Origin of the sequence: Novosphingobium mathurense, assembly GCF_900168325.1 — a bacterium.
Lineage (GTDB): Bacteria > Pseudomonadota > Alphaproteobacteria > Sphingomonadales > Sphingomonadaceae > Novosphingobium > Novosphingobium mathurense.
This window is the reverse complement of sequence record NZ_FVZE01000015.1, coordinates 1-19,978: the sequence shown is the minus strand read 5'-3', so window position 1 is coordinate 19,978 and position 19,978 is coordinate 1. Positions and strand designations below refer to the sequence as shown.

Below are 19,978 nucleotides of genomic sequence, written 5' to 3'. Positions count from 1 at the left end.
CCCGCGAGGGGAACTGGCAGAATTCAGGCAATCGTTTCCGGCGTCGGCTCGGCCTGACCGGCATAAGGGACATTCCGCCCGCCAAAGCGGCGCACGCGGATGTTGGCCTGCTCGCCATGCCCGGCGAACCCTTCGAGTGCGCACAGGCGGCTGCAGTACTCGCCGATCAGCGCCGACGCCTCATCGGTCAGAACCTTCTGGTACGTGCAGGTCTTCAGGAACTTTCCGACCCACAGACCACCCGTGTAGCGCGCCGCCTTCTTGGTCGGCAGCGTGTGGTTGGTACCAATCACCTTGTCGCCATAGGCCACGTTGGTGCGGCTGCCGAGGAACAGGGCGCCGAAATTGGTCATGTTAGCGAGGAAATAGTCTGGATCGGCCGTCATCACCTGCACGTGTTCGCTGGCAATGTCGTCGGCAATCGCGACCATTTCCTCATAGCTGTCGGCCACGATCACCTCGCCGAAGCTCTCCCAGGCCTTGCGGGCGTGGTCGGCGGTGGGGAGGACCTGCAACAAGCGTTCGATCTCCGCCATCGTCTCGCGCGCGAATTTCTCGGAGTTCGTCAGCAGCACGCCGGGGCTGTCCGGGCCATGCTCGACTTGGCCGAGGATGTCGGTCGCTGCGATCTCGGGATCGCAGCCAATTTCGTCGGCGATGACCAGCGTCTCGGTCGGGCCGGCGAACAGGTCGATGCCGACGCGGCCGTAGAGCTTGCGCTTGGCTTCGGCGACAAAGGCGTTGCCCGGCCCGACAATGATGTCGACCGGATCGATCGAGGCCGTGCCCAGCGCCATCGCGCCGACAGCCTGGATGCCGCCCAGCGCATAGATCGCGTCGGCCCCGGCCATGGCCTGCGCCGCCACTATGGCGCGCGCAGGCTGCCCCTGGAACGGCGGCGCGCACGTCACCACGCGCTTAACGCCTGCGACCTTGGCAGTGATCACCGACATGTGCGCACCGGCGAGCAGCGGATACTTGCCTCCCGGCACGTAGCAGCCGGCGGAATTAAGCGGGATGTTTTTGTGGCCCAGCACCACGCCGGGCAGCGTTTCGACTTCGACTTCGCTCAGGCTGTCACGCTGGATCTGCGCGAAGTTGCGGACCTGCGCCTGCGCGAATTCGATGTCCTTGCGCTCCTGCGGCGTCAGGCTGTCGACACAGGCGTCGATCTCGGCCTGCGTCAGCCGATAGTCGTCACGATCCCACTTGTCGAAATTGACCGACATCTCGCGCACCGCGTCATCGCCACGCTTCTCGATGTCCGCAAGCGCCGCTTCGACAATATCGCGAACCTTGCGGTCCGCGTCCGCCTTTGCCTCTGCCGTCGCACCACGCTTCAGCCACTGCGCCATGAAAATGTCTCCCCGAAATCTCGCTGATTGCTTCAAGCAGTGACCTAGCGCCGGGAACGCCCCCCTCACCATCGCATGTTATCGATGGATCGCTATCGATCTTATGCCGTTGTTGCGCACAAGAGCCTTCGCTAGCCGCTGTCATGAGCAATATCCTTGTAGATACGACCGGGAGAAGAGCGACAGATGCGACTGGCAACCCTCGACGATGGAACCCGCGACGGCCGTCTGGTCGTCGTCTCACCAGACGGGAAATCCTGTGCCGATGCGCCACTCAGGACGCTGCAGGAAGCCCTTGAGAACTGGGAGGCGATTGAACCGCAATTGCGCGCGATCGACGTGTTCGACCATCCCCTCGACACGGCAAAGCTGCTGGCCCCGCTGCCGCGTGCCTGGCAGTGGTTAGATGGCTCGGTCTATCCCAGCCACGGCGCGCTGATGGACAAGGCTCTCGGCATCGAGCCGTTCAAGCCGGACTGGCCGCCCATGTATCAGGGTGTTTCCGATACCTTCTACGCGCCCACCGCTGACGTCCCTATGATCGATGAGGATCTCGGAATCGATTTCGAAGGCGAATTCGGCATCATTACCGATGCCGTGCCGGTCGGCACCCCGGCCAGTGTGGCGGACAAGCACATCCGCCTGATCGTTCAGGTCAACGACTGGTCGCTGCGCAAGCTGGCCGGCCCCGAGATGAAAAGCGGCTTCGGCTGGATCCAGGCCAAGCCGCCGTGCGGCATGGCGCCCTTCGCGATCACCCCCGACGAACTAGGCGATGCCTGGCGCGACTGCCGCCCGGCCCTGAACCTGCGCGTGCACTGGAACGGCGGGCAGTTCGGCGATGCCTTCGGCGAGGCCATGGCCTATGGCTTCCATGAACTGGTCGCCCACGCCGCCCGCACCCGCAATCTTGTTGCCGGCACGGTTATCGGCTCCGGCACAGTCTCCAACGAGAACTTCCGCGAAGTCGGCTCCTCGTGCATCGCTGAACGGCGCGGCATCGAGGTGGTGGACACCGGCGCGGCCAAGACCGAATTCATGAAGTACGGCGATACGGTGCGCATGGAAGCGCACCTGCCGGACGGGCGAGCGCCCTTCGGCGCGCTCGAACAGAAAGTTGTAAAAGCATGAGTGAGGACATTCTCTCCGACTCCGGTCTTCCCGGTGTGCAGCGCGTCGTCACCTGCCACGACGAAAACGGCCGCGCACGCTTCCGCTCCGAAGACGTCTCGCCTCCGAAAATGGTACCCTCGGGCGATGCCGCAATGCTGACCATCTGGGCGACGAAGACGGTGCCCGCCGACAACAACGACGATACCGACGGCCGTGAACTGGCCACCGGCGTAACATTGGAGGGTGGCTCGGTCATCCGCATCGTCGATATGTTGCCGCACGCAGAAAGCCCCATGCACCGCACCAATTCGGTCGATTACGGCATTATCCTGAAAGGCGAGATCGAGCTGGAACTGGAAGACGGCGTGAAGAAGACCATCCGCGAGGGTGGCATCATCGTCCAGCGCGGCACCAACCACCTGTGGCGCAATACCACCGATCAGGTGACGCGCATTGCCTTCATCCTGATCGAAGCACCTGCCTACCTGCACAATGGCAAGCCGCTGGAAGAAGCCAAGCCGGAACAGGTGGACGCCCGGTACAACGAAGCCGGTCACTGATGTTCGACCTGTCCGGCAAAGGCGCGATCGTCACCGGATCCACACGGGGCATCGGACGCGCCATTGCAGAGGCCTTGATCACACAAGGCGCGCGCGTCGTCATTTCGAGCGAAAATGCGGATGACACGGCGCGCGTCTCGGCTGAACTGGGCATGCCCGGGCTGACCTGCGACGTGACGGACGCGGCAGCGCTTGAGGCGCTGGTCGAAACGACCACGGGTGAATTCGGCGGCCTCGATATCGTGGTCTGCAATGCGGGGATTACCGGGAAGCCCGGAACCTTCGCGGACATCGACATGGCCGATTATGCAAGGGTCCTGGCGATCAACCTCACCAGCCAGGTCGAGCTGTGCAACCTCGCCCTGCCCCACATCGCGGCCCGCGGCGGCGGATCGGCTATCCTGATGTCGAGCCTTTCCGGCCTGCGCGGGAACGGGCGGATCAACGCCTACGCGTTGTCCAAGGCAGGCGTCGCGCAACTGGCGCGCAACCTTGCCATCGAATGGGGACCGCGCAATGTGCGCGTGAATGCCATATCGCCCGGCTTCATCGCGACTGAACTGTCCGGACCGCTGCTGGCGGACGAAGCGTTCATGACACGGCGCATGGCCATGACACCCCTGCGCCGGCCGGGAACACCGGAAGAAATCGCCGGAGCCGCCGTTTTTCTGGCGTCTCCGGCAGGCGCCTTCATGACGGGTCAGAATCTCGTCGTCGATGGCGGAACGCTGATCACCGACGGCAGTTGAGGCTCACCACGCGGTAGCCCCGGCATCGATGGGAATGTCGGCGCCGGTGACGTAGCGCGCCTCGGTGCTGGCAAGCCAGGTGGCACACCATGCGATGTCCTCCGGCTCGCCGAGGCGTTTGAGCATGTTCTTCGAGAGTACCTGCTGTTCGAATGCCGGGTCCGCCGCGAGATGGCGCGCCGTTGCGGCGGTCCTGATGAAGCCCGGGGAAATGGTATTGGCGCGGATGCCGTGCAGGGCGCCTTCCATCGCCAGCTGGCGCGTCATCGCCTGTACGCCCCCCTTGCCCGCGCAGTGCGCCAGCGCCGGAGAGCCTTCAAGGGCATGGCGCGCGTTGGCAGAGGCGAAGTTGATCACGCTGGCAGAACCGCTTTCCTTGAGCAGCGGCCAGGCCGCGCGGGTGGGCAGGAACACGATATCGAGTTCGCCTGTCAACGTACGCTTCCAGTCGGCATAACTCATGTCCTCGATCCACGCGAAAACGGCAAAGGCAGCCGCATTGACCAGCACGTCGATCAGGCCGTGCCGCCGGCCGATCTGCGCGAACAGGGCGGCGGTGGATGCTTCGTCGGTCAGGTCGCAGGCCATGTCCGGGCCTTCACGGTCGATGCCGATCACTGTGGCGCCCTCGGCCCGGAACATGCGGGCAATGCCTTCACCGATGCCGTTGGCAGCACCCGTTACGACCGCGACACGGCCCTTCAGGCGATCAGCCATGCGATGGCACCTTGTTCAGGGCGACTGAATTCCCATTCATGCCGGAACCGCCGGAACCTCCCAGCCGTGAGGCAATCAAGGCGATAACGACACCGCCCAGGGCCCCGATGGAGAGCACCGTGAAGGCGCCCAGCAAGCCGCCGGTGCGCTGCGCCGCAAAGGTCACCACGACCGGAGACAGGAACTGCCCGAAGGCAAACGCCGATTGCCAGAAGCCGGTGCCGCGCCCGCGAAACTCGAACTTCAGGACCGACATCGACCAGACCAGCAATGTCGGCAGCAGCAAGCCGGCACCGACCTGGTTAACGAAGCAACCAGCCAGGAATCCCGCCACCGAACCTGACTTGGCCATCAGCATGAACCCGATCGCGAGCAGGCCGAACTCAACCAGCAGCAGCCGCCCTACCGGCCACTTCGGCCCTATGCGTGAGTAGAAGAACGTGCCCAGCGGCACTCCAATTGATGCGATCGAGGTCAGGAAGCCCCGCTCGGCCGGACTGGTGAGACCCAGTTCGGCAAGACCGCTCGGCGCCTGAATCTGCACCGTATAGAAGAACACGGATCCATAGACCGTAATCGCCACGATCATCGCCATCGTCGCCCAGGGAAAGCCTTCCCATGACAGATTGTGCGGCGCGTGTTCCGCCTCGTCATCCGGATACACTTCGCCCGAAGGCTCCCAGGTAAACTTCCAGACAAGCAGGAACATCACCAGCGCCGAGGTGTAGGCCCAGAACGGCGTGCGCCAGCCCGCCTCGCCCATGATCCCGCCAAGGTTGAAGAACAACAGTGCCGACATCGAGGCAAATGCGGTCTGCGCCGCCAGCCACTTGTCCCGGCTCGCGCCCTTGTAATAGTCGCCGATCATGGTGGTCGAGAGCACATAGATCATCGCTTCGGCAATGCCCACGCCAATGCGCGAGATCAGGATATGCGAGAGATCGGTCAGGAAGATCGGCGCCACCCCGACGACGGCATAGAGAAAGAACGAGAACAGAAGCAACCGGCGGCGCCCGAAGTAGTCGCCTAGCATCCCTGCAAACGGGCACAGCAGCGCCACGCACAGCGAGGGGAAAGTCAGGATCATCGGCACCCAGTATTCGTGATTGGGCACATCCGAGAACTCGGCCATCAGGTTGGGAATGACCGGCGTGAGCAGCACGATCGCCATCGTCGTCAGCGTGATCGGCAACAACAGCGATATGCCAGTCATGAACCCTGCTTCGTGGTGGCGTGTCATTCTCTCCCTTTCGCTAGATCCGGGCAATCCGGTCCCGCCCGCAGTCGATGCGCTATTTGCGCAAAGACATCCGACAACCATGGCCCTTGTGTCCAATCGATTGTGTAGGATCGAAGCTATCTGTGAAATCTAGGCCGGGCCATGGCGAGTGGATGGGCAGATCCGGCTGCCCGGCACTTGCCTGCAATCTGGGCTGGTCATCGGCGAAATTCGCTTCTGCAGGGAACATCGAGGCCGGACAGGTAATGCGCGAGGTCAACCGGGCCAGCATAGTGCTCGCGCGGGCTCAGTTGCAAACATTGTCGACCCTCGAGCGCCGCCACGCCGTTTGGGAGATCAGGCAGCGTTGATCAAATGCTGAGTGAGCATGGCCATGGCTTCGGTCAGTATGGGTCGAGCCACGCCATCCCTTTCAATTTTAATTGCGCGTAAGGCACTGCGCGCAAGTTACAGGCTTTTCGCGCAATAATGAAGGTTGAAAATCTACAAGAGATTACGCGCAACACGCTTCGCGCATGATTGCCGTCCAGGTAAAGCGGCGCGCTGTCAACCGTATCGGCCCTCATTGCGATCTTATACCAAGACTCTCTGATCCCGACCCATGCGCCCATTGGTGTAGACTGAAGTGATGGGGTCGTCTTCGCGGTCGGCATGGGCCGCCGCACGGTGGGTCTTCGGCGGACGGAACCTTCCTATGTGGACGGCGCACTCGGCAGAAGCCGGTGCATCCCATCAAGCGGAATGGTTCAGCCCACGTCCCGGCAGGGACGGATCCGTTCGCCGACTGCTCGCCGGCGAAGTTGCTACGCTGGCGCGCCAGCGGTCTTGTCGAATAGCTCCCCGGACTTGAGCATGGCATGCATCACCACCGAGAGCTTCCGCGCCACCGCAACTGCGGCGCGCTTGAAGCCGACGCGTTCTCGGAGCTTGAGGCCCCAGTCTCGTAAGGTACTTTCAGCCGAGCTGCGGGTCAGGATGACGCAGGCCGCTTCGTACAGAAGGTTTCGCACCCGGTGGTCGCCGCGCCTGGAGATGTGGCCATTGTAGTCCACCTGGCCTGATTGGTATCGTCGTGTGGTCAGCCCATGGTGCGCAGCTCATGACCCAGCGCCTGCTTGCTGATCGAAACTTCGAACTCCTCCCACAGCCACTGGACGAGATCGATGATCCGCCAACGAACCACGCCATGAACGGCAGGAATGGGGCCGGTCTCGATGATGTCTGCCAGCGCGCGTCGATGACTGTCATTCAAGATCGTATCCGGCCCCGGAGCCTTTCGCGTCTCCAGACCCTCAGGGCCTTGAGCGTTGAAGCGCAGGACCCAGTCCCTGACAATCTGCAGTGTCACCCCGCCCACCTTCGCGGTATCGCTTCGACTTCCGCCATCCAGAATTGTCGCGATCGCCAGGAGCCGTCGCACTTGGGCCGCGTCTTTGGTCCTGCGAGCAAAGGCGCGAACCTGCGCAGAACTCAAATCATCCCGAAGCCTCACTGGTGCTGCCATCGCAAAACTCCAACCGTTTGCGATGGTGAATCACGTCAGCCCCAAACCGGGAATCCCCCGTGAGTCAGATTCCACAGGTTTTGGTATAACACGGATATTCTGATTGTAGGGGATCACCGGCCGCCATTTGTGGATCGCGGAAGCCTTCGACACTTTGCGGATACTATTGTGCCATGGATCTTCTTGCGCAGCCGCCCAGCAAAATGAATTTGCATCCTTGAGCGGCGTGGACAAATTCTCCGCGAATTGGCCTCGACGACAAGCAGGCGTTCGAGAAAGGCGCGCAGTTGAAGTTCATCCAGCCTTGCGACAAGTTCCTTAGAGACCTCGAACGGTCCCATCTCACCCTCCCCGAGCGCCAAAACCAGACTGCCGCCTCAGTTCGGACAGCTGGTTCGCTACCAATTCGATCGACGGTCGGTAACCGTCGAAGCGTTCGTAGAGCGGCTCGACAAAATCATGGACGACGTCCTCTAGATTGCGCTCAAGGTCGGATACTTGCGCTACCGTGGCCAGGTCGGCCTTGTACGAGCGGGCACGCAGCCGATGGTCCAAACGCTCGTGCAGCAGCGGCTTTGTCCAGGTTATCAACGTGCGTCCTTCAAGCCCCGTATAGCGAGCCACGAAACGGATTTCAGTCGTATCAATCGCGCCGAGCGCACGGGCAAAATTCACTGCGTGCAGGAAGAACTCGGCAGTGCGCCAGACAGGCAAGGTGAGGTCGAAGATCGTGCCCGGCTCGAGATTGTCAGGGCCGTCCTCCTGATAGCCGCGCTGGAGATAGGCGAAGGGATCGCGCGTGACCCGCCAGAAATCGCTATGCGCCGCATCCCGAAAATGCCGATCGGTGTCGGGCCGACCCAACCAGCATTCGAGCGCTCCATCCTCGATGACGGGACGCAGGTCTGTCCGGGTGGAGACCCAGAACGGCGTCCATCCGGAACTCTTGGGGATTTCGGTCAGCAACTCGCGAAGCTGGCTTGGCGGAGGAACGTCCTTGAGGCCAAGGATGGCGTAGCTCTGCTCGCTGTGTCCGAGCGGTTGGCGAGAGGGGTGGTCGGGCGGCAGTGGCGCGATGAGGTCCTCCCACCGACGACGCGAGTCATGAAGGAAGCTCTCTAAGCTGTCCTTGTCGGCCGGTCGCAGGAAGAGGTCCAGCGCTTCGAGGATCGCGATTACCCGTTCGAAGCGCAGGTTGATCTGGCCCTGCTCGAACGCGTTGACCGTCGGCAGGCTGACGCCAGCCAAGGCGGCCAGGCTGCGCTGGCTGAGACCTTCTTCCTTGCGGCGGCGAATGGCTTCGTCGACCGTCGCGCGCCAATCGATCGACCGGTCGGTCATGTAAAGATCCTTTGCGCATGGCTTTGGATGACGTTGCGATAGGTTTCGCGGAAATCATCGGGCTGAACCTTGTCCCCGAACGCGAGCGTGCGCGCGGTCGCCAACCCCTTGCCGAGCGCGGCAAGCGCGCGCTCGACGGCCGCACGGGGCAAGCCGATATCGAGACCGAATTGTTGGACGATCTTGCGGTCGATCGTATCGAATTCACGTTTGCGTCCGCCGATCGAAAGCGCGGTAATCCGGTCGTAGACGGGGTAGGCGAGCGTGTTGATGAGATCGTAGGCGGGCGAGAGCCGCAAGCCTTCGGGCCGTTCGAGCAGCGAGAAGTTCTTGAGGTGCGCGTCGGCGTTACCCAGAACCAGATTGAAGACGACAAGACGGAAGAACCGGTCGAGGTCGACGCGGCCGCGCGCGGAATGACGGGTCACAATTTCGGCCGCTTCCTCGTAGCTCCCGTCATATTTGCCTTCGAAGGTCCGCCCTCGTGGCCGGCTGAGGATTTGCGCGAGATCTTCGAGGCGCAGCCTTTTATCTCCTTGGCGGTCAAAGCGTTCGACCAAAAGGGCGATCCCGTCGATATCGTCCAGCTTTGCAAGCTGTGCACGCGTGACATCGTCTTCGCCAAGGAGCTCGCGGGCCAAGCTTAGCGAAAGATGCTCGTTCTGGACGATCGAGGGAAGATCCTCGCGATTGAATTTGGCGATGTGCGTGGCCGGGTCGGTAGCCTCCACGGCCGGTCGGAAGCCATCGTCGGCGCGAAAGGCCAGCAGCTTTTTCTGCACGCCCGACAGGGTCCGTCCGGCGGTAGTCGCCGCCGCATCGACGAGGTCGTCCTCGATCGGATGGACCGGCGCTTCGCCGTCTGCCGGGATAAGACCCACTGCCCCGATACAATCTGCCCCATAATGCAGCAGAAGTCCGAAATCGTCCTGGTTCGCCGTGCCGCCCGCGCGCGCCTGACGCCCGCGCAACCAGCCTTCCGGGGCGAGATGTTCGAAAAAGGGTATCAGGCCACCGCGCCAGTAATGGTCCCGTGTCTCTGCAGGAAGCGCGCAGGCGATCGTCTCGCGCCAGCCCTCGTCATAGACGAAGCGGGTGTCCAAACCTAGCTCGCTGAGCCGACCGACAGGACGACGCTTGAAGGTGACGATGGCGTGGCGGTCGGCGATGGCGGTACTCGATCAAGATAATGATAAGACCAACCTTATCATCATGAAAATGATTAGGCAATATTGAACATATGCCAAATTGCATTGGACACATACAGCATCTTCTGATCGACTGACCTCCGAAGAGACAAGATCAATTTTCCCGAGCGGTGCGGACGCGGAGAAACAGAAGAACAGCAAATCTGAAACGCACATGCGTTCGTTATGGGCTTTGCAATGCTTTCTTGAACAAGCCAAACTGCGCTGTTGCGTGATGGCGCCTCGAGATGCCACAAGTCCGTTATTCCCAACCTTCAGTCCGAGCGACCCTATGGCCCGTCACTAACCGGCACTTCACGGGCCGGGCGGAGCAGCTTCATGACCCCGACCAAATTACTCATCGGCCCGAACCTCGGGGCGTTCGCGATCGTCCTCGCGTGATTATGGGTGCACTCAGCGCTTAATGAATGGAAGGCAGGTTCAAATGGCCTCATTTAAGTAGGCTAGCGGCCCATTGGGACCTACCCGGTCGCCGATGGCGCCCATCCGGTCGGCAGCACGACCTTCTCCGGCGACTTCACTACCCCTGCTGGCCTGAGCCGCTCCGCAACGTTCGAAGGCCGTTTCATGGGCCCGGACGCCGCAGAAGTCGGCGGCCGCTGGCAAGTCCCCATCGAAATCCCCTCCGGATCAGCGTTCCCGCCAGCCTTTCAGGGCATCTACGAGGCTGCCGGCGTCTTCGCAGGCGCCCGGCGCTGAGACTGAAAGGTCTGAAGCGAACGGGCAAGGTCGAATCTGAGCGCCAGCCTTGCGCTCAGGCGCTTTCCCTGGCGATCAGCCTGAAGCCGACGTCGATGGGATGGTCGGGAAGCGCCGAACCCTCACCGTAGCGGCGGATTGCCGCGATGGCTTCGCGCGCTATGCGACGTCCGTCGACGTCCATGGTCGTGATGGTGGGGCGCATCTCGCCAGCGATCGAACTGTTGCCGAAGCCCACCACAGCCAGATCTTCAGGCACGCGAAGTCCCGCAGCCTGTGCCTCGACAATCAGGCCCTGAGCCAGATAGTCCGATCCGCAAACGACCACGTCAGGCATTTCCGGAAGCCGGCGAATGTCGGCGAACACGCGGCGGCCATGGCCGAAGCGCGAGGGGATGTCGACGGTCGCATGGGTCACGTTACCACCGCCAAGGGTCTGCCATTCCTCGACGAAACCGTCGCGCCGGACACCCGCGCGCGCGCCGTCTGCGGTGACCAGATGCGGCCGCCTGTACCCGCGCGACATCAGGAAGCGCGCCATGTCGCTACCCGCATCCCGATGCGAAAAACCGATTGCCAGTCCGACCGGGTGCTCCGGCAATTCCCAGATCTGGATGAACAGCGTCGTGCTGCGCGACACCAGCGCGGGAATGGTGGCGTCGATCGGCCCGCTCGAAATGATTGCATCGACCTTGCGGCTGAGCGCCGCGCGGATCAGCTCGTTCGTGCGCGAGGCCGAGACGCCGGTGAGGCCCAGCATGACCGTGAAGCCGCCCGACGAAAGCTCCTCGACCATCGCCTCGATCGTGTCGTTGAAGATCGAATCGACGAGGTGGGGGATCAGCACGGCCACCATCTTGGACCTGCTCGAAGCGAGGCCGCCGGCCAGCAGGTTCGGGATGTAGCCGACTTCTGCGATCGCGGCCCTGATGCGCTCCGCCGTCGCTGCGGCCACCACCTTGGGATTGTTGACGAAACGGCTTACCGTTGCGCTGGAAACGCCCGCCCGCGATGCCACGTCGTCGAGTGTAGGTACCTTATCGGGGATTTCGGCCATGTCCTTCCATACGCAGGATCACTGGCCTTGCGCAATCGCCCAGCAAGGTCAATCGAACCGCAAGGGCACTGAAAGCGCGCCAATTTCAGGCCACCGGCTCACCACGATCTCACCATCCAATGCGAAGTGCTTCGTGGCGGCGAGCAACTCTTCCAGGGCCACGCGCAATTGCATGCGCCCGATATGGAGCCCGGGGCAATTGTGCGGACCGCGTCCGAAAGCGAGATGCTCGGCAATATTGGGCCGGTCCATGATGAATTCGCCGGAGTTCGGGAATACGGCCTCGTCGCGATTGGCGGAGGCATAGACCAGCGCCACCGCTTCGTCCTTGCCGATCGTGCGCCCGCCCATCTCTACCGGGCAGACCGGAGTGCGCGCAAAACCACGGTAAGGCGTATAGAGGCGCAGGAATTCCTCGATCGCCGCAGGGATGAGCGAAGGATCTTCGCGCAGACGCTGTTGCAGTTCAGGATCCCGCGACAGGTGAACGGCTATGCTGCCGATCATCACCATCGGCGCGACCATCCCCACCACCAGCACCTGCCGAACGGTGCCGAGGATCAGTTCGTCCGGCAGCGGTTCGCCTTCGTGGCGGGCCGCAAGCAAGGCGCTCGTCGGGTCAACGGTCGGGTCCTGCGGCTCGCGATGGCGCAGGGCGATGAGGTCGCGGGCCATCTCATAGAGCCTGAGACTGGTTTCCTTCATCGATTCCGGCTTCGTCGAATGAACCGCGAGAATGAACGCCCTTCCCGCATCGTGCAGGGTCGCAAGCGATTCTTCAGGCATGCGCATCCATTCGCCGAAGACGTGGACGGGCAAATGGCTTGAAAACTCGACACAAATATCGCCGCCGCCCTTGGCGACCATCGGCGCCAGCAGCTCGCGAGACAGGGCGCGCGTATGGGGCACCAGGGTCTCGGAGCGCTCCTGCGAGAGCAACGGATTGAGCGCCTTGCGATAGGGCGTGTGCTCGGGCGGATTGAGGTGGAGGGGCGGGCGTCGGCCCGTGAAGGCCACCTTCGGCACGACATTCTGCACCGAGGTGACGAAAAGCGGATCGGACGCGGCGCGCTTGACGTCATCGTAGCGGGTAAGGGCCCAAAAGCCCCCCAGCCCATTCGTGTGCGCCACCGGACATTCACGGCGCAGGCGCGCATATTCGGCGTGCGCGCTGTCGAAGTCCTCGGGCCGTTCGGGATCGAAGTCTTGCATCGTCTCTTTCATGACGGCGCTAATACGGCATCGACGCGAGCTTATGCAAGCGCTATCATCGGCGCAAACGGGAGATTGGAATTTTGTCCTCGCAACCTTCAGCGGACGATCTTGAGCGGGCAATCGGGCGCAAGGTGCTCGTCCGCCTGGTCATACCTTGCGCCCTCTACATCCTCATCGGCGCGATAGACCGGACCAATGTCAGCTTCGCTGCACTGCAGATGAACCAGGACCTGGGCCTGTCGGGAAGCGAGTACGGGTTCGGCGCCGGCGTGCTGTTCGTCGGCTACATGCTCGCAAAATATCCGAGCGTGCTGGTCTACGAGCGGATCGGAATGCACCGCTGGCTGGCGATAATCACGCTCGCCTGGGGACTTGCCTCTTGCGCGATGGCAGCCGTGCGCAACGAATGGGAGCTCTATGGCCTGCGCGTCGTAATCGGCATCACCGAAGGCGGCCTGTCTTCAGGGCTGATGCTGTACCTGAGCCACTGGGCGCCCGAGCGGTATCGCGCTTCCATCCTTGCCATTCCGATCACCTCGATCTCGATAGCGCAAGTGATCGGAGCGCCGATTTCGGGCCTGTTGCTGGACGCAGCGAACCCCCTTGGCATCCCGGGCTGGCGCTTCATGTTCCTGATCGAAGCGCTGCCCGCGCTCGCCCTCGCCGTGTTTGCATGGCTGCATTTCCCTGACCATCCCGGCAAGGCGGGATGGCTCGACAGCGCGGAACGCAACTGGCTGGCGGCGAACGTCAATGGCGCGAAGCGGGAGTCCGGCGGCGATCGCGACGGCGGCCGTTGGGATATGTTGTCCAGTCCGGTCGGATGGACCTGCGCCGCGATCTGGTTCTGCATTCTTGCCAGCAATTACGGGGTGATGTTCTGGCTGCCGCAGGTCGTCAAAGGGATGACCGGACTGACCGCAACCGAAACCGGGATCGTGGTCGCCCTGCCGTGGGCCGCCAGCGCGGTGGGATTGCTGCTCAATGCAAGGCATTCGGATCGGACAGGCGAGCGGTATCTTCACGTTGCCCTGCCCGCGCTGGCCGGCGGCGGCGGCCTGCTGATCGCCTTTCTGGCCGGTCCCGGTCTTCTGGGTCTTGCAGCCCTGACCATCGGCGGCGCCTGCACCGGGTGCACGGTGGCGGCATTCTGGGCAATTCCGATCCGATTGCTGAAACCGGCCGCCCTCGCCATGGGCATCGTCGTCATCAACATGTGCGGCAGCCTTGCGGGCGCAACGGTTCCGGCGCTGATGGGCGTGCTCGCGCAATGGAGCGGGTCGTTCCTGCCACCGACCCTGCTGCTTTTCGGAATCGCGGCAGCCTGCGCCGGATTGTGCCTTGTGGCGCGATCCGCAGACCGAAACGGGCGGGCACAGGCCAAAAGGTGACCGAGCGGACCTATCCCAAGCTGGTCCTGCTTGCGGGGATCGCGGCTATGGGGTCGATGGCGATCCACATGCTGGTTCCGGCCCTGCCGCTGATTGCCGCAGACTTCGCTGTCGGCCCCGGCGAAGCGCAGCACATTCTTGGCTTTTACCTGTTTTTCCTGGGTGCGGGCCAGCTTGTGGCCGGGCAGTTCATTGACCGGATCGGCCGGCGACCGGTGCTGCTTGCCGGGCTTCTGGCCTATGCCGCCGGGGCCTTCGCTGCATGGCTTGCCCCCTCTTTTCCCGCCCTTCTGGCCGCGCGCGTCCTTCAGGCCGGTGGCGGCGCTGCGGGCGTGGTCACGGCGCGCGTGATCGTGAGCGACAGCGGATCGCCCGGCGAAGGTGCCGCCCGGCAGGCGACGCTGATGATGGTCGTGCTGATCTCGCCGGCGCTTTCTCCCGTTATCGGTGGGCTGATCGCTTCGTCGTCAGGATGGCGCGCAGTCTTTGCCGTCCTTGCTTTTGCCGGCCTCCTCGCCTTCGCCGCGGCATGGGCTTCGATTTCCGAGACCGGACCGCGGCGCCGCGAAGTCGAGCCGGCCCCCAGTCTGGTTCGGTCGCTGTGGGCCGGATACCTCAGACTGTTGACCGACCGCCGTTTCCTCGGCGCGGCAGGAACCCTCGCCGCGATGAGTTCGGCGCTTTACATTTTCCTCGCGAATGCGCCGTTTCTGCTTGTCAGCCGCTATGGCCTGTCTCCGGACGAGGTCGGCATCGCCTTCCTTTTCGTCGCAGCAGGGGGCATCGTCGGCTCCCGCTTCGTGGCGATGCTGGAGCGCCGGACCGACCCGTTGGCAGCAGGCGTTGCATTGGGCGTGGCAGGCGCCGTGGCAGCGCTTGCAGCCGATCTTGCGGGTTTCACCGGCCCCGTCGCGCTGATCGCACCGCTCATTCTGCTTGGCGTGAGCGCCGGAATAGCCGGTCCGGCCGGCATTGGACGCGCAATCGCCGTCAATTCCACTCTCGCAGGAACCGCGGCAAGCCTGGCAGGTGCCGGACAAATGCTGATAAGTGCCTTTTCCATAACGGTTATGTCCTGGCTCTCACCTGTCGGACCATCCAAACTCTGCAGCGCCTTGGTGATCGCAACCGCCATCGCTGCGGCCTGCGCCGTATTGGCCCGCCCTCTGGCGACACGCTGAACCCGACATGCAATTCGGGTTTGCAAGGGCTTACATATGCCGTAAAGAGCCAATCATAAAGACAGACAGACAGACAATTTGGGAGGTCTACCATGCCGATTACCGCTTTCGCGCGCCCGAGTATCGTTGCCTTGCTTTGCAGCGTAGCCGTACCTGCGCTCGCCCAGACCGCCGCAGAGGGCTCTGCCGGCAGTCTGGCGAACAGAGCGCTTGACGAGATCATCGTCACCGCGGAACGCCGCGAACAGAGCCTTCAGGACATCCCCATCTCGGCCACGGTCCTTTCCGGGGAGCAGCTGGACCAGAAGGGCGTCACCAACCTCAACGACATCCAGCAGGTCGCGCCCTCGATCGCCATCAATACCTTCAACCGCTCTACCTTCATCAACATTCGCGGCGTGGGTATCGCCCAGTCTGCGCCGACCTCGAACCCCGGCGTTGCCTACTATATCGACGGCCAGCTCATCCCGCACGAACAGTTCATCGGCTTCAGCTTCTACGACATCGGTTCGCTGGAAGTGCTGCGCGGACCGCAGGGCACGCTGACCGGGCAGAACTCGACCGGCGGCGCCATCTACGTCCGCACGCCGGATCCGCGTTTCGACGAGGTTTCGGGTTATGTCGATGCCACCGCCGCAAACTACGACCGCTATCGCGTCGTCGGCGCGATCAACGTCGGGGGCGAAAGCGTCGCCCTGCGCATCGCGGCGGTTCATGAAGAGCGCGACAGCTTCACCAGGAACATCGCAGCCAATGCACAAAGCCAGCCCGGCAACCTCAACATGGATGCCGTGCGCGCGACCTTGCGGCTGCAAGGGATGGACAGCAGGCTGAATGTGCACGTGCGCGGCGAGTACTTCGACGTGCGGTCCGACAACAATGCCGTGAAGAACCGCAATGACGCGGTCAGCAGCGACCCCTTCGTGATCGAAGAGGATGGGCGCTCATACCAGAACCAGGCGGGCTATCGCATCGGCGGCGAGATCCGTTACGACGTGAGCGATGCCATGCAGGCCCGCGCGATGGTTTCCTGGCAGGACGGCTTTACCCACGACCAGACCGACGGTGACCGCACCGCCACGGCCCTGCCCGTGCCCGCGAACCTGCCGACCAGCAGCGCCAACACCCGGCTCTATCCCGGCCGCGTCAGCAATGCTTCGACCGAATTCAAGACCCTGATCGGCGAGTTCAACCTGCTCTCGACCGGAAACGGCCCGTTCCAGTGGGTCGTCGGTGCCTTCGCGCTCGACGAAACCGTGCCGGTTTCGCTGTACCGGGACAATCGCCACACCACCGACTTCGTGGTTTCGAACAGCGATATCGTCACCAGTGCGAAGAACACGTCCTATTCGCTGTTCGGGCAGGCGAACTGGTTCGTGACGCCCCGGATCGAACTGATTGCGGGCGGCCGCTACAGCTGGGACAAGCAAGTCTACACCCGCTTCGCGGTTCCGGGACCGCCGATCCCCCTGCCCTATGTCAGCGCAGCGTCTTCCCACCAGTTGACCGGCAAGCTGGGCGTCAATTACCACTTCGGCGACAACAACATGCTCTACGTGACGGCGTCGAAGGGCTACAAGGCCGGCGGCGTGAACCTGACGCCCAACACGCCCGACTTCCTGCCAGAGCGCAACTTCGTCTACGAAGCCGGCTTCAAGACCGAGCTGCTTGACCGTCACCTGCGCGTGAACGGAGACGTGTTCTATTCGGTCTACAAGGATATCCAGCTCTCCAGCCTGCTGAACGGCCTTCCGGTCACGCAGAACGCGCTTGGCGGCCACTCCAAGGGTGGCGAGATCGAGATCACCGGCCAGTTCGGCGGCCTCGCCTTCAATCTTGGCGCGGGATACCTTGACGCCAAGTTCAGCAACTCGGGCTGCATTACCGACACCAACGCGCCCGGAACCGACGCGGGGTGCCCCACCGGGCTGCGCTTCGTGCCCAAGGGCCGCGTCCTGCCGTTCTCGCCCGATTGGACGATCAACGGCGGGGTTCAGTACACCTTCCCCGTCGGCGGGATCGACGTGACACCGAGGGTGCAATGGTCGCACGTGGGCGCCCAGAACGCGACGCCGTTCCCCAGCTTCAACACGCTGGTGCCATCGCGCGACCTGTTCGATGCGCGCCTCACCTTCGACCTGGGCGAGAAGTACAAGCTGGAAGCCTTCGTCAACAACCTGACCGACAAGACCTACATCGCAACGCAGATCCAGAACAGCTCGAGCGCCGACGGCGGCATCATCTACGGCGCACCGCGCACCTACGGCGTGCGGGTCAAGGTTGCATTCGGCGACTGAGGCAGGACCGTTGGCGAAACTCAGGCACTCGTTCCGATCGCTCTTTCTGCTCCTGGCCACGGTGACCGGGGCGGCTGCGGTTTCCGTCGCAGCCGCCCGGGACCCGCTGCCGCGGTGGTGGTCGCCCGGCGAAGGACGGGTGTTTCCCGAAGAACTCGACTACGAAAACGGCGACGGCACGCTTCGCCTGCTTCTCACCGGAGGCAAGCTGGAGACGAATGGGCATCCGTTCTTCGAACCGATCGGAAGCAACGGCCGCGCCTGTGTAACCTGCCACCAGCCTGCCGACGCCATGAGCCTGTCGGCGCAATCCGCGCGCGAACGGTGGGACGCGACCGGTGGAAAGGACCCGTTGTTCGCGGCCTATGACGGTTCGAACTGCCCATCGTTGCCGCAAGGCGAGCGCGCTTCGCATTCGCTCCTGCTCGATCGCGGCCTCATTCGCATCGAGCGGGCCTGGCCCGTGCGCGAATGGAACGGCAAGCCGGTCACGCCCGATTTCAGCATCACCGTCGTGCGCGATCCGAATGGCTGCAACAGCGGCCCCGACCGTGGCCCGAAACATGGCAACATCTCGGTCTACCGCCGCCCTCGCCCCGTCGCGAACATGAAGTACCTGCTGGCCGTGGGCTTCCCTTTCGATCCCAAGCAGGGGTACGCGCTGCCCATTGACCCCCGCACCGGCCAGATGATGTCGGGCAACATCATGGCCGACAATCGCACGGGCACCCTGCGCCTGCAGATGGAGGACGCCGGATCGACCCACCTCGAGATGCTGAAGCACCTTGACGAGGCCGATATCTCCCGGATCGAGGAGTTCGAGAAACGCATCTTCACCGCCCAGCAGGTGAGCAAGGAGGCCGGCGCACTCGATACCCTCGGCGCGAAGGGCGGGCCTGCGCATTTGCGCGATTCCGAGCCCGGCGCGCTCGGCAGCATCGGTGAACCGGTGTGGAGCGAATTCGCGAAATGGGAGGACATCTCCCCCGAAGACGCAAAAACGCTAACCCCCGCGCAACTCGCGTTCCGACAGTCCGTGGCGCGCGGCGCCAAGGTATTCCGCGAAAGGACTTTCCTCATTTCCGACAGCGCGGGCATCAATTCGCGGATCGGGTTCGGCAACCCGGTCAGGAACTCCTGCGTCTTCTGCCACAACATGAGCCAGATGGGGAACGATGTCGCCCCGGGACAGGTCGATCTGGGGACGACCACGATGCCCTTCGCCGATCCGATGCCCGACTTGCCGCTGTTTCGCATAACCTGTCTCAAGGCGCCCCATCCCCACTACGGGCGCGAGTTCTATACCATGGACCCGGGCTTCGCGCTGACCACCGGGCGCTGCGCCGACGTCGGCAAGATCACGCTCCAGTCCATGCGGGGTCTCGCTGCCAGGCCCCCCTATTTCTCCAACGGCCTGGCCGGGGATCTGCGCGGTGTCGTCGACTATTACGACCGCCGCTACGATATCGGCTACACCGAGCAGGAGAAGCGCGATCTGGTCAACCTGATGAGCGTGCTATGAAGTCACTAGCAACCCTCGTGGCGCTCGGCGCCTCGCTCGCATCGCCCGCGCAGGATACGGGGAAGCTGCTGCGCTTCGTCACCTGCCCGGTCTATCGCGACACCGATGACGGCCGCAAATCCGGCTGCTGGCTCGCTTCGGATCGCGAAACCGGCAAGCGCTACGATGTCAGCTGGTCGCCATACAAGCCGGACTGGAACTACGCCATTCTCGTCGAGGGCCGCGTCTCGGACGAACCACCGGCGCCCTGCGGCGACACGGTGCTGCGCCCCGTGCGCACCTCGCGCCTTTACGGGATCCCCTGCACCCGCCACATGCTGCCCGCCGAGGGCTTCCCCGGTCGCAGGTACAAGCTGCAGGGCCGCTATATCGATCCGATCTCCGTCCCGCGCGAAACGCCGCCCGGCCCTTACACCGAGCGGACCTTCAATGCCTATTTCGAGTACGGCAACGATTTCCTGATCTACCAGTACGACGATTACCTGCTGGACCGCGCCACGACATGGATCAAGGCCGCCAAGCCCGGCAAGCTGATCGTCACGGGATTTGCCGCCACCGATCCGGTCGAAGTGTCCGGCGTCATGCTCGCCGAGCCTGCTGATCTCGCCCGGCAGCGGGCGGAAACGATCGCCGAAACACTGCGCCGCCTCGTGCCCGGCATTCGCGTAGAGACACGCTGGAAAGCCGGAACGAGCCCGAGCGACGATCCCGACGCCGACACGATACCCGGTCAGGCCGAACGGCGCGTGGAAATCCGCGCGGTGTTCTAGCGTGAGCCATTTGCGGCACGGCAACTGTCACGGGTGCAATCTGAACCTCGCGGCCGATC

16 protein-coding genes and 1 pseudogene are annotated in these 19,978 nt (G+C 63.2%); 8 read left to right on the top strand and 9 right to left on the bottom strand.

The window, feature by feature from the left end:
- Window positions 1–23: 23 nt before the first annotated feature.
- A complete protein-coding gene (gene hisD / locus B5483_RS21440) occupies window positions 24–1,355 on the bottom strand; it encodes a histidinol dehydrogenase (protein WP_079731943.1) in 1,332 nt (443 codons plus the stop codon).
- A gap of 186 nt (window positions 1,356–1,541) precedes the next feature.
- Here hisD and B5483_RS21435 point away from each other — a divergent pair, with 186 nt between their 5' ends.
- From B5483_RS21435 to B5483_RS21425, 3 genes are read left to right on the top strand one after another with little or no spacing between them, the layout of a single operon-like run.
- Window positions 1,542–2,486 (top strand): fumarylacetoacetate hydrolase family protein, encoded by a 945-nt coding sequence (locus B5483_RS21435; protein WP_079731942.1) that lies wholly within the window; start codon window positions 1,542–1,544, stop codon window positions 2,484–2,486.
- Window positions 2,483–3,028, top strand: coding sequence for a cupin domain-containing protein (locus B5483_RS21430; protein ID WP_079731941.1), 546 nt, complete (start codon window positions 2,483–2,485; stop codon window positions 3,026–3,028). Before B5483_RS21435 ends, B5483_RS21430 begins: the two co-directional genes overlap by 4 nt.
- On the top strand, window positions 3,028–3,777 hold the full coding sequence (locus B5483_RS21425) for an SDR family NAD(P)-dependent oxidoreductase (RefSeq protein ID WP_079731940.1): 750 nt from the start codon (window positions 3,028–3,030) through the stop codon (window positions 3,775–3,777). The genes B5483_RS21430 and B5483_RS21425 overlap by 1 nt, the downstream gene beginning before the upstream one ends.
- A gap of 3 nt (window positions 3,778–3,780) precedes the next feature.
- Here B5483_RS21425 and B5483_RS21420 read toward each other — a convergent pair whose 3' ends face one another.
- The 8 genes and pseudogenes from B5483_RS21420 to B5483_RS21385 all read right to left on the bottom strand — a co-directional run bounded on the left by B5483_RS21420 (window position 3,781) and on the right by B5483_RS21385 (window position 12,767).
- Window positions 3,781–4,494, bottom strand: coding sequence for an SDR family NAD(P)-dependent oxidoreductase (locus B5483_RS21420; protein ID WP_079731939.1), 714 nt, complete (start codon window positions 4,492–4,494; stop codon window positions 3,781–3,783).
- Complete coding sequence (locus B5483_RS21415; protein WP_079731938.1) at window positions 4,487–5,734, bottom strand: MFS transporter; 1,248 nt, start codon at window positions 5,732–5,734, stop codon at window positions 4,487–4,489. The genes B5483_RS21420 and B5483_RS21415 overlap by 8 nt, the downstream gene beginning before the upstream one ends.
- Window positions 5,735–6,537: 803 nt before the next feature.
- Window positions 6,538–6,819 (bottom strand): annotated as a pseudogene (locus tag B5483_RS21410) (transposase); the annotation flags it as partial.
- Window positions 6,813–7,238 (bottom strand): helix-turn-helix domain-containing protein, encoded by a 426-nt coding sequence (locus tag B5483_RS23605; RefSeq protein ID WP_079731937.1) that lies wholly within the window; start codon window positions 7,236–7,238, stop codon window positions 6,813–6,815. The gene B5483_RS23605 and the pseudogene B5483_RS21410, both read right to left, overlap by 7 nt.
- A gap of 342 nt (window positions 7,239–7,580) precedes the next feature.
- Entirely contained in the window at window positions 7,581–8,579 is a 999-nt protein-coding gene (locus B5483_RS21400) for a helix-turn-helix domain-containing protein (RefSeq protein WP_079731936.1), read from the bottom strand.
- A complete protein-coding gene (locus B5483_RS21395; protein ID WP_281251267.1) occupies window positions 8,576–9,730 on the bottom strand; it encodes a type II toxin-antitoxin system HipA family toxin in 1,155 nt (384 codons plus the stop codon). The genes B5483_RS21400 and B5483_RS21395 overlap by 4 nt, the downstream gene beginning before the upstream one ends.
- A gap of 811 nt (window positions 9,731–10,541) precedes the next feature.
- On the bottom strand, window positions 10,542–11,543 hold the full coding sequence (locus B5483_RS21390) for a LacI family DNA-binding transcriptional regulator (protein WP_079731934.1): 1,002 nt from the start codon (window positions 11,541–11,543) through the stop codon (window positions 10,542–10,544).
- Between the two features lie 48 nt (window positions 11,544–11,591).
- A complete protein-coding gene (locus B5483_RS21385) occupies window positions 11,592–12,767 on the bottom strand; it encodes a cytochrome P450 (RefSeq protein WP_079731933.1) in 1,176 nt (391 codons plus the stop codon).
- A 71-nt stretch (window positions 12,768–12,838) separates the two neighbouring features.
- Here B5483_RS21385 and B5483_RS21380 point away from each other — a divergent pair, with 71 nt between their 5' ends.
- From B5483_RS21380 to B5483_RS21360, 5 genes are all read left to right on the top strand, one after another.
- Window positions 12,839–14,149 carry an MFS transporter gene (locus B5483_RS21380; RefSeq protein ID WP_079731932.1) on the top strand — a complete coding sequence of 437 codons (1,311 nt, stop codon included), beginning with the start codon at window positions 12,839–12,841 and terminating at the stop codon, window positions 14,147–14,149.
- The gene (locus tag B5483_RS21375; protein ID WP_245829514.1) at window positions 14,146–15,330 is read left to right on the top strand and encodes an MFS transporter; all 1,185 of its coding nucleotides are present in this window, start codon (window positions 14,146–14,148) and stop codon (window positions 15,328–15,330) included. Before B5483_RS21380 ends, B5483_RS21375 begins: the two co-directional genes overlap by 4 nt.
- Window positions 15,331–15,422: 92 nt before the next feature.
- On the top strand, window positions 15,423–17,627 hold the full coding sequence (locus B5483_RS21370) for a TonB-dependent receptor (protein ID WP_079731931.1): 2,205 nt from the start codon (window positions 15,423–15,425) through the stop codon (window positions 17,625–17,627).
- Between the two features lie 10 nt (window positions 17,628–17,637).
- Window positions 17,638–19,149: a hypothetical protein gene (locus tag B5483_RS21365; RefSeq protein WP_245829512.1), complete on the top strand. Its 1,512-nt coding sequence runs from the start codon at window positions 17,638–17,640 to the stop codon at window positions 19,147–19,149.
- On the top strand, window positions 19,146–19,919 hold the full coding sequence (locus B5483_RS21360) for a hypothetical protein (RefSeq protein ID WP_079731930.1): 774 nt from the start codon (window positions 19,146–19,148) through the stop codon (window positions 19,917–19,919). Before B5483_RS21365 ends, B5483_RS21360 begins: the two co-directional genes overlap by 4 nt.
- Window positions 19,920–19,978 lie beyond the last annotated feature (59 nt).

Excerpts from the sequence above, each read along its gene's own strand:
- hisD (WP_079731943.1), bottom strand. The coding sequence starts at position 1,355 with ATGGCGCAGTGGCTGAAGCGTGGTGCGACGGCAGAGGCAAAGGCGGAC.
- B5483_RS21435 (WP_079731942.1), top strand. The coding sequence starts at position 1,542 with ATGCGACTGGCAACCCTCGACGATGGAACCCGCGACGGCCGTCTGGTC.
- B5483_RS21430 (WP_079731941.1), top strand. The coding sequence starts at position 2,483 with ATGAGTGAGGACATTCTCTCCGACTCCGGTCTTCCCGGTGTGCAGCGC.
- B5483_RS21425 (WP_079731940.1), top strand. The coding sequence starts at position 3,028 with ATGTTCGACCTGTCCGGCAAAGGCGCGATCGTCACCGGATCCACACGG.
- B5483_RS21420 (WP_079731939.1), bottom strand. The coding sequence starts at position 4,494 with ATGGCTGATCGCCTGAAGGGCCGTGTCGCGGTCGTAACGGGTGCTGCC.
- B5483_RS21415 (WP_079731938.1), bottom strand. The coding sequence starts at position 5,734 with ATGACACGCCACCACGAAGCAGGGTTCATGACTGGCATATCGCTGTTG.
- B5483_RS23605 (WP_079731937.1), bottom strand. The coding sequence starts at position 7,238 with ATGGCAGCACCAGTGAGGCTTCGGGATGATTTGAGTTCTGCGCAGGTT.
- B5483_RS21400 (WP_079731936.1), bottom strand. The coding sequence starts at position 8,579 with ATGACCGACCGGTCGATCGATTGGCGCGCGACGGTCGACGAAGCCATT.
- B5483_RS21390 (WP_079731934.1), bottom strand. The coding sequence starts at position 11,543 with ATGGCCGAAATCCCCGATAAGGTACCTACACTCGACGACGTGGCATCG.
- B5483_RS21385 (WP_079731933.1), bottom strand. The coding sequence starts at position 12,767 with ATGAAAGAGACGATGCAAGACTTCGATCCCGAACGGCCCGAGGACTTC.
- B5483_RS21370 (WP_079731931.1), top strand. The coding sequence starts at position 15,423 with ATGCCGATTACCGCTTTCGCGCGCCCGAGTATCGTTGCCTTGCTTTGC.
- B5483_RS21360 (WP_079731930.1), top strand. The coding sequence starts at position 19,146 with ATGAAGTCACTAGCAACCCTCGTGGCGCTCGGCGCCTCGCTCGCATCG.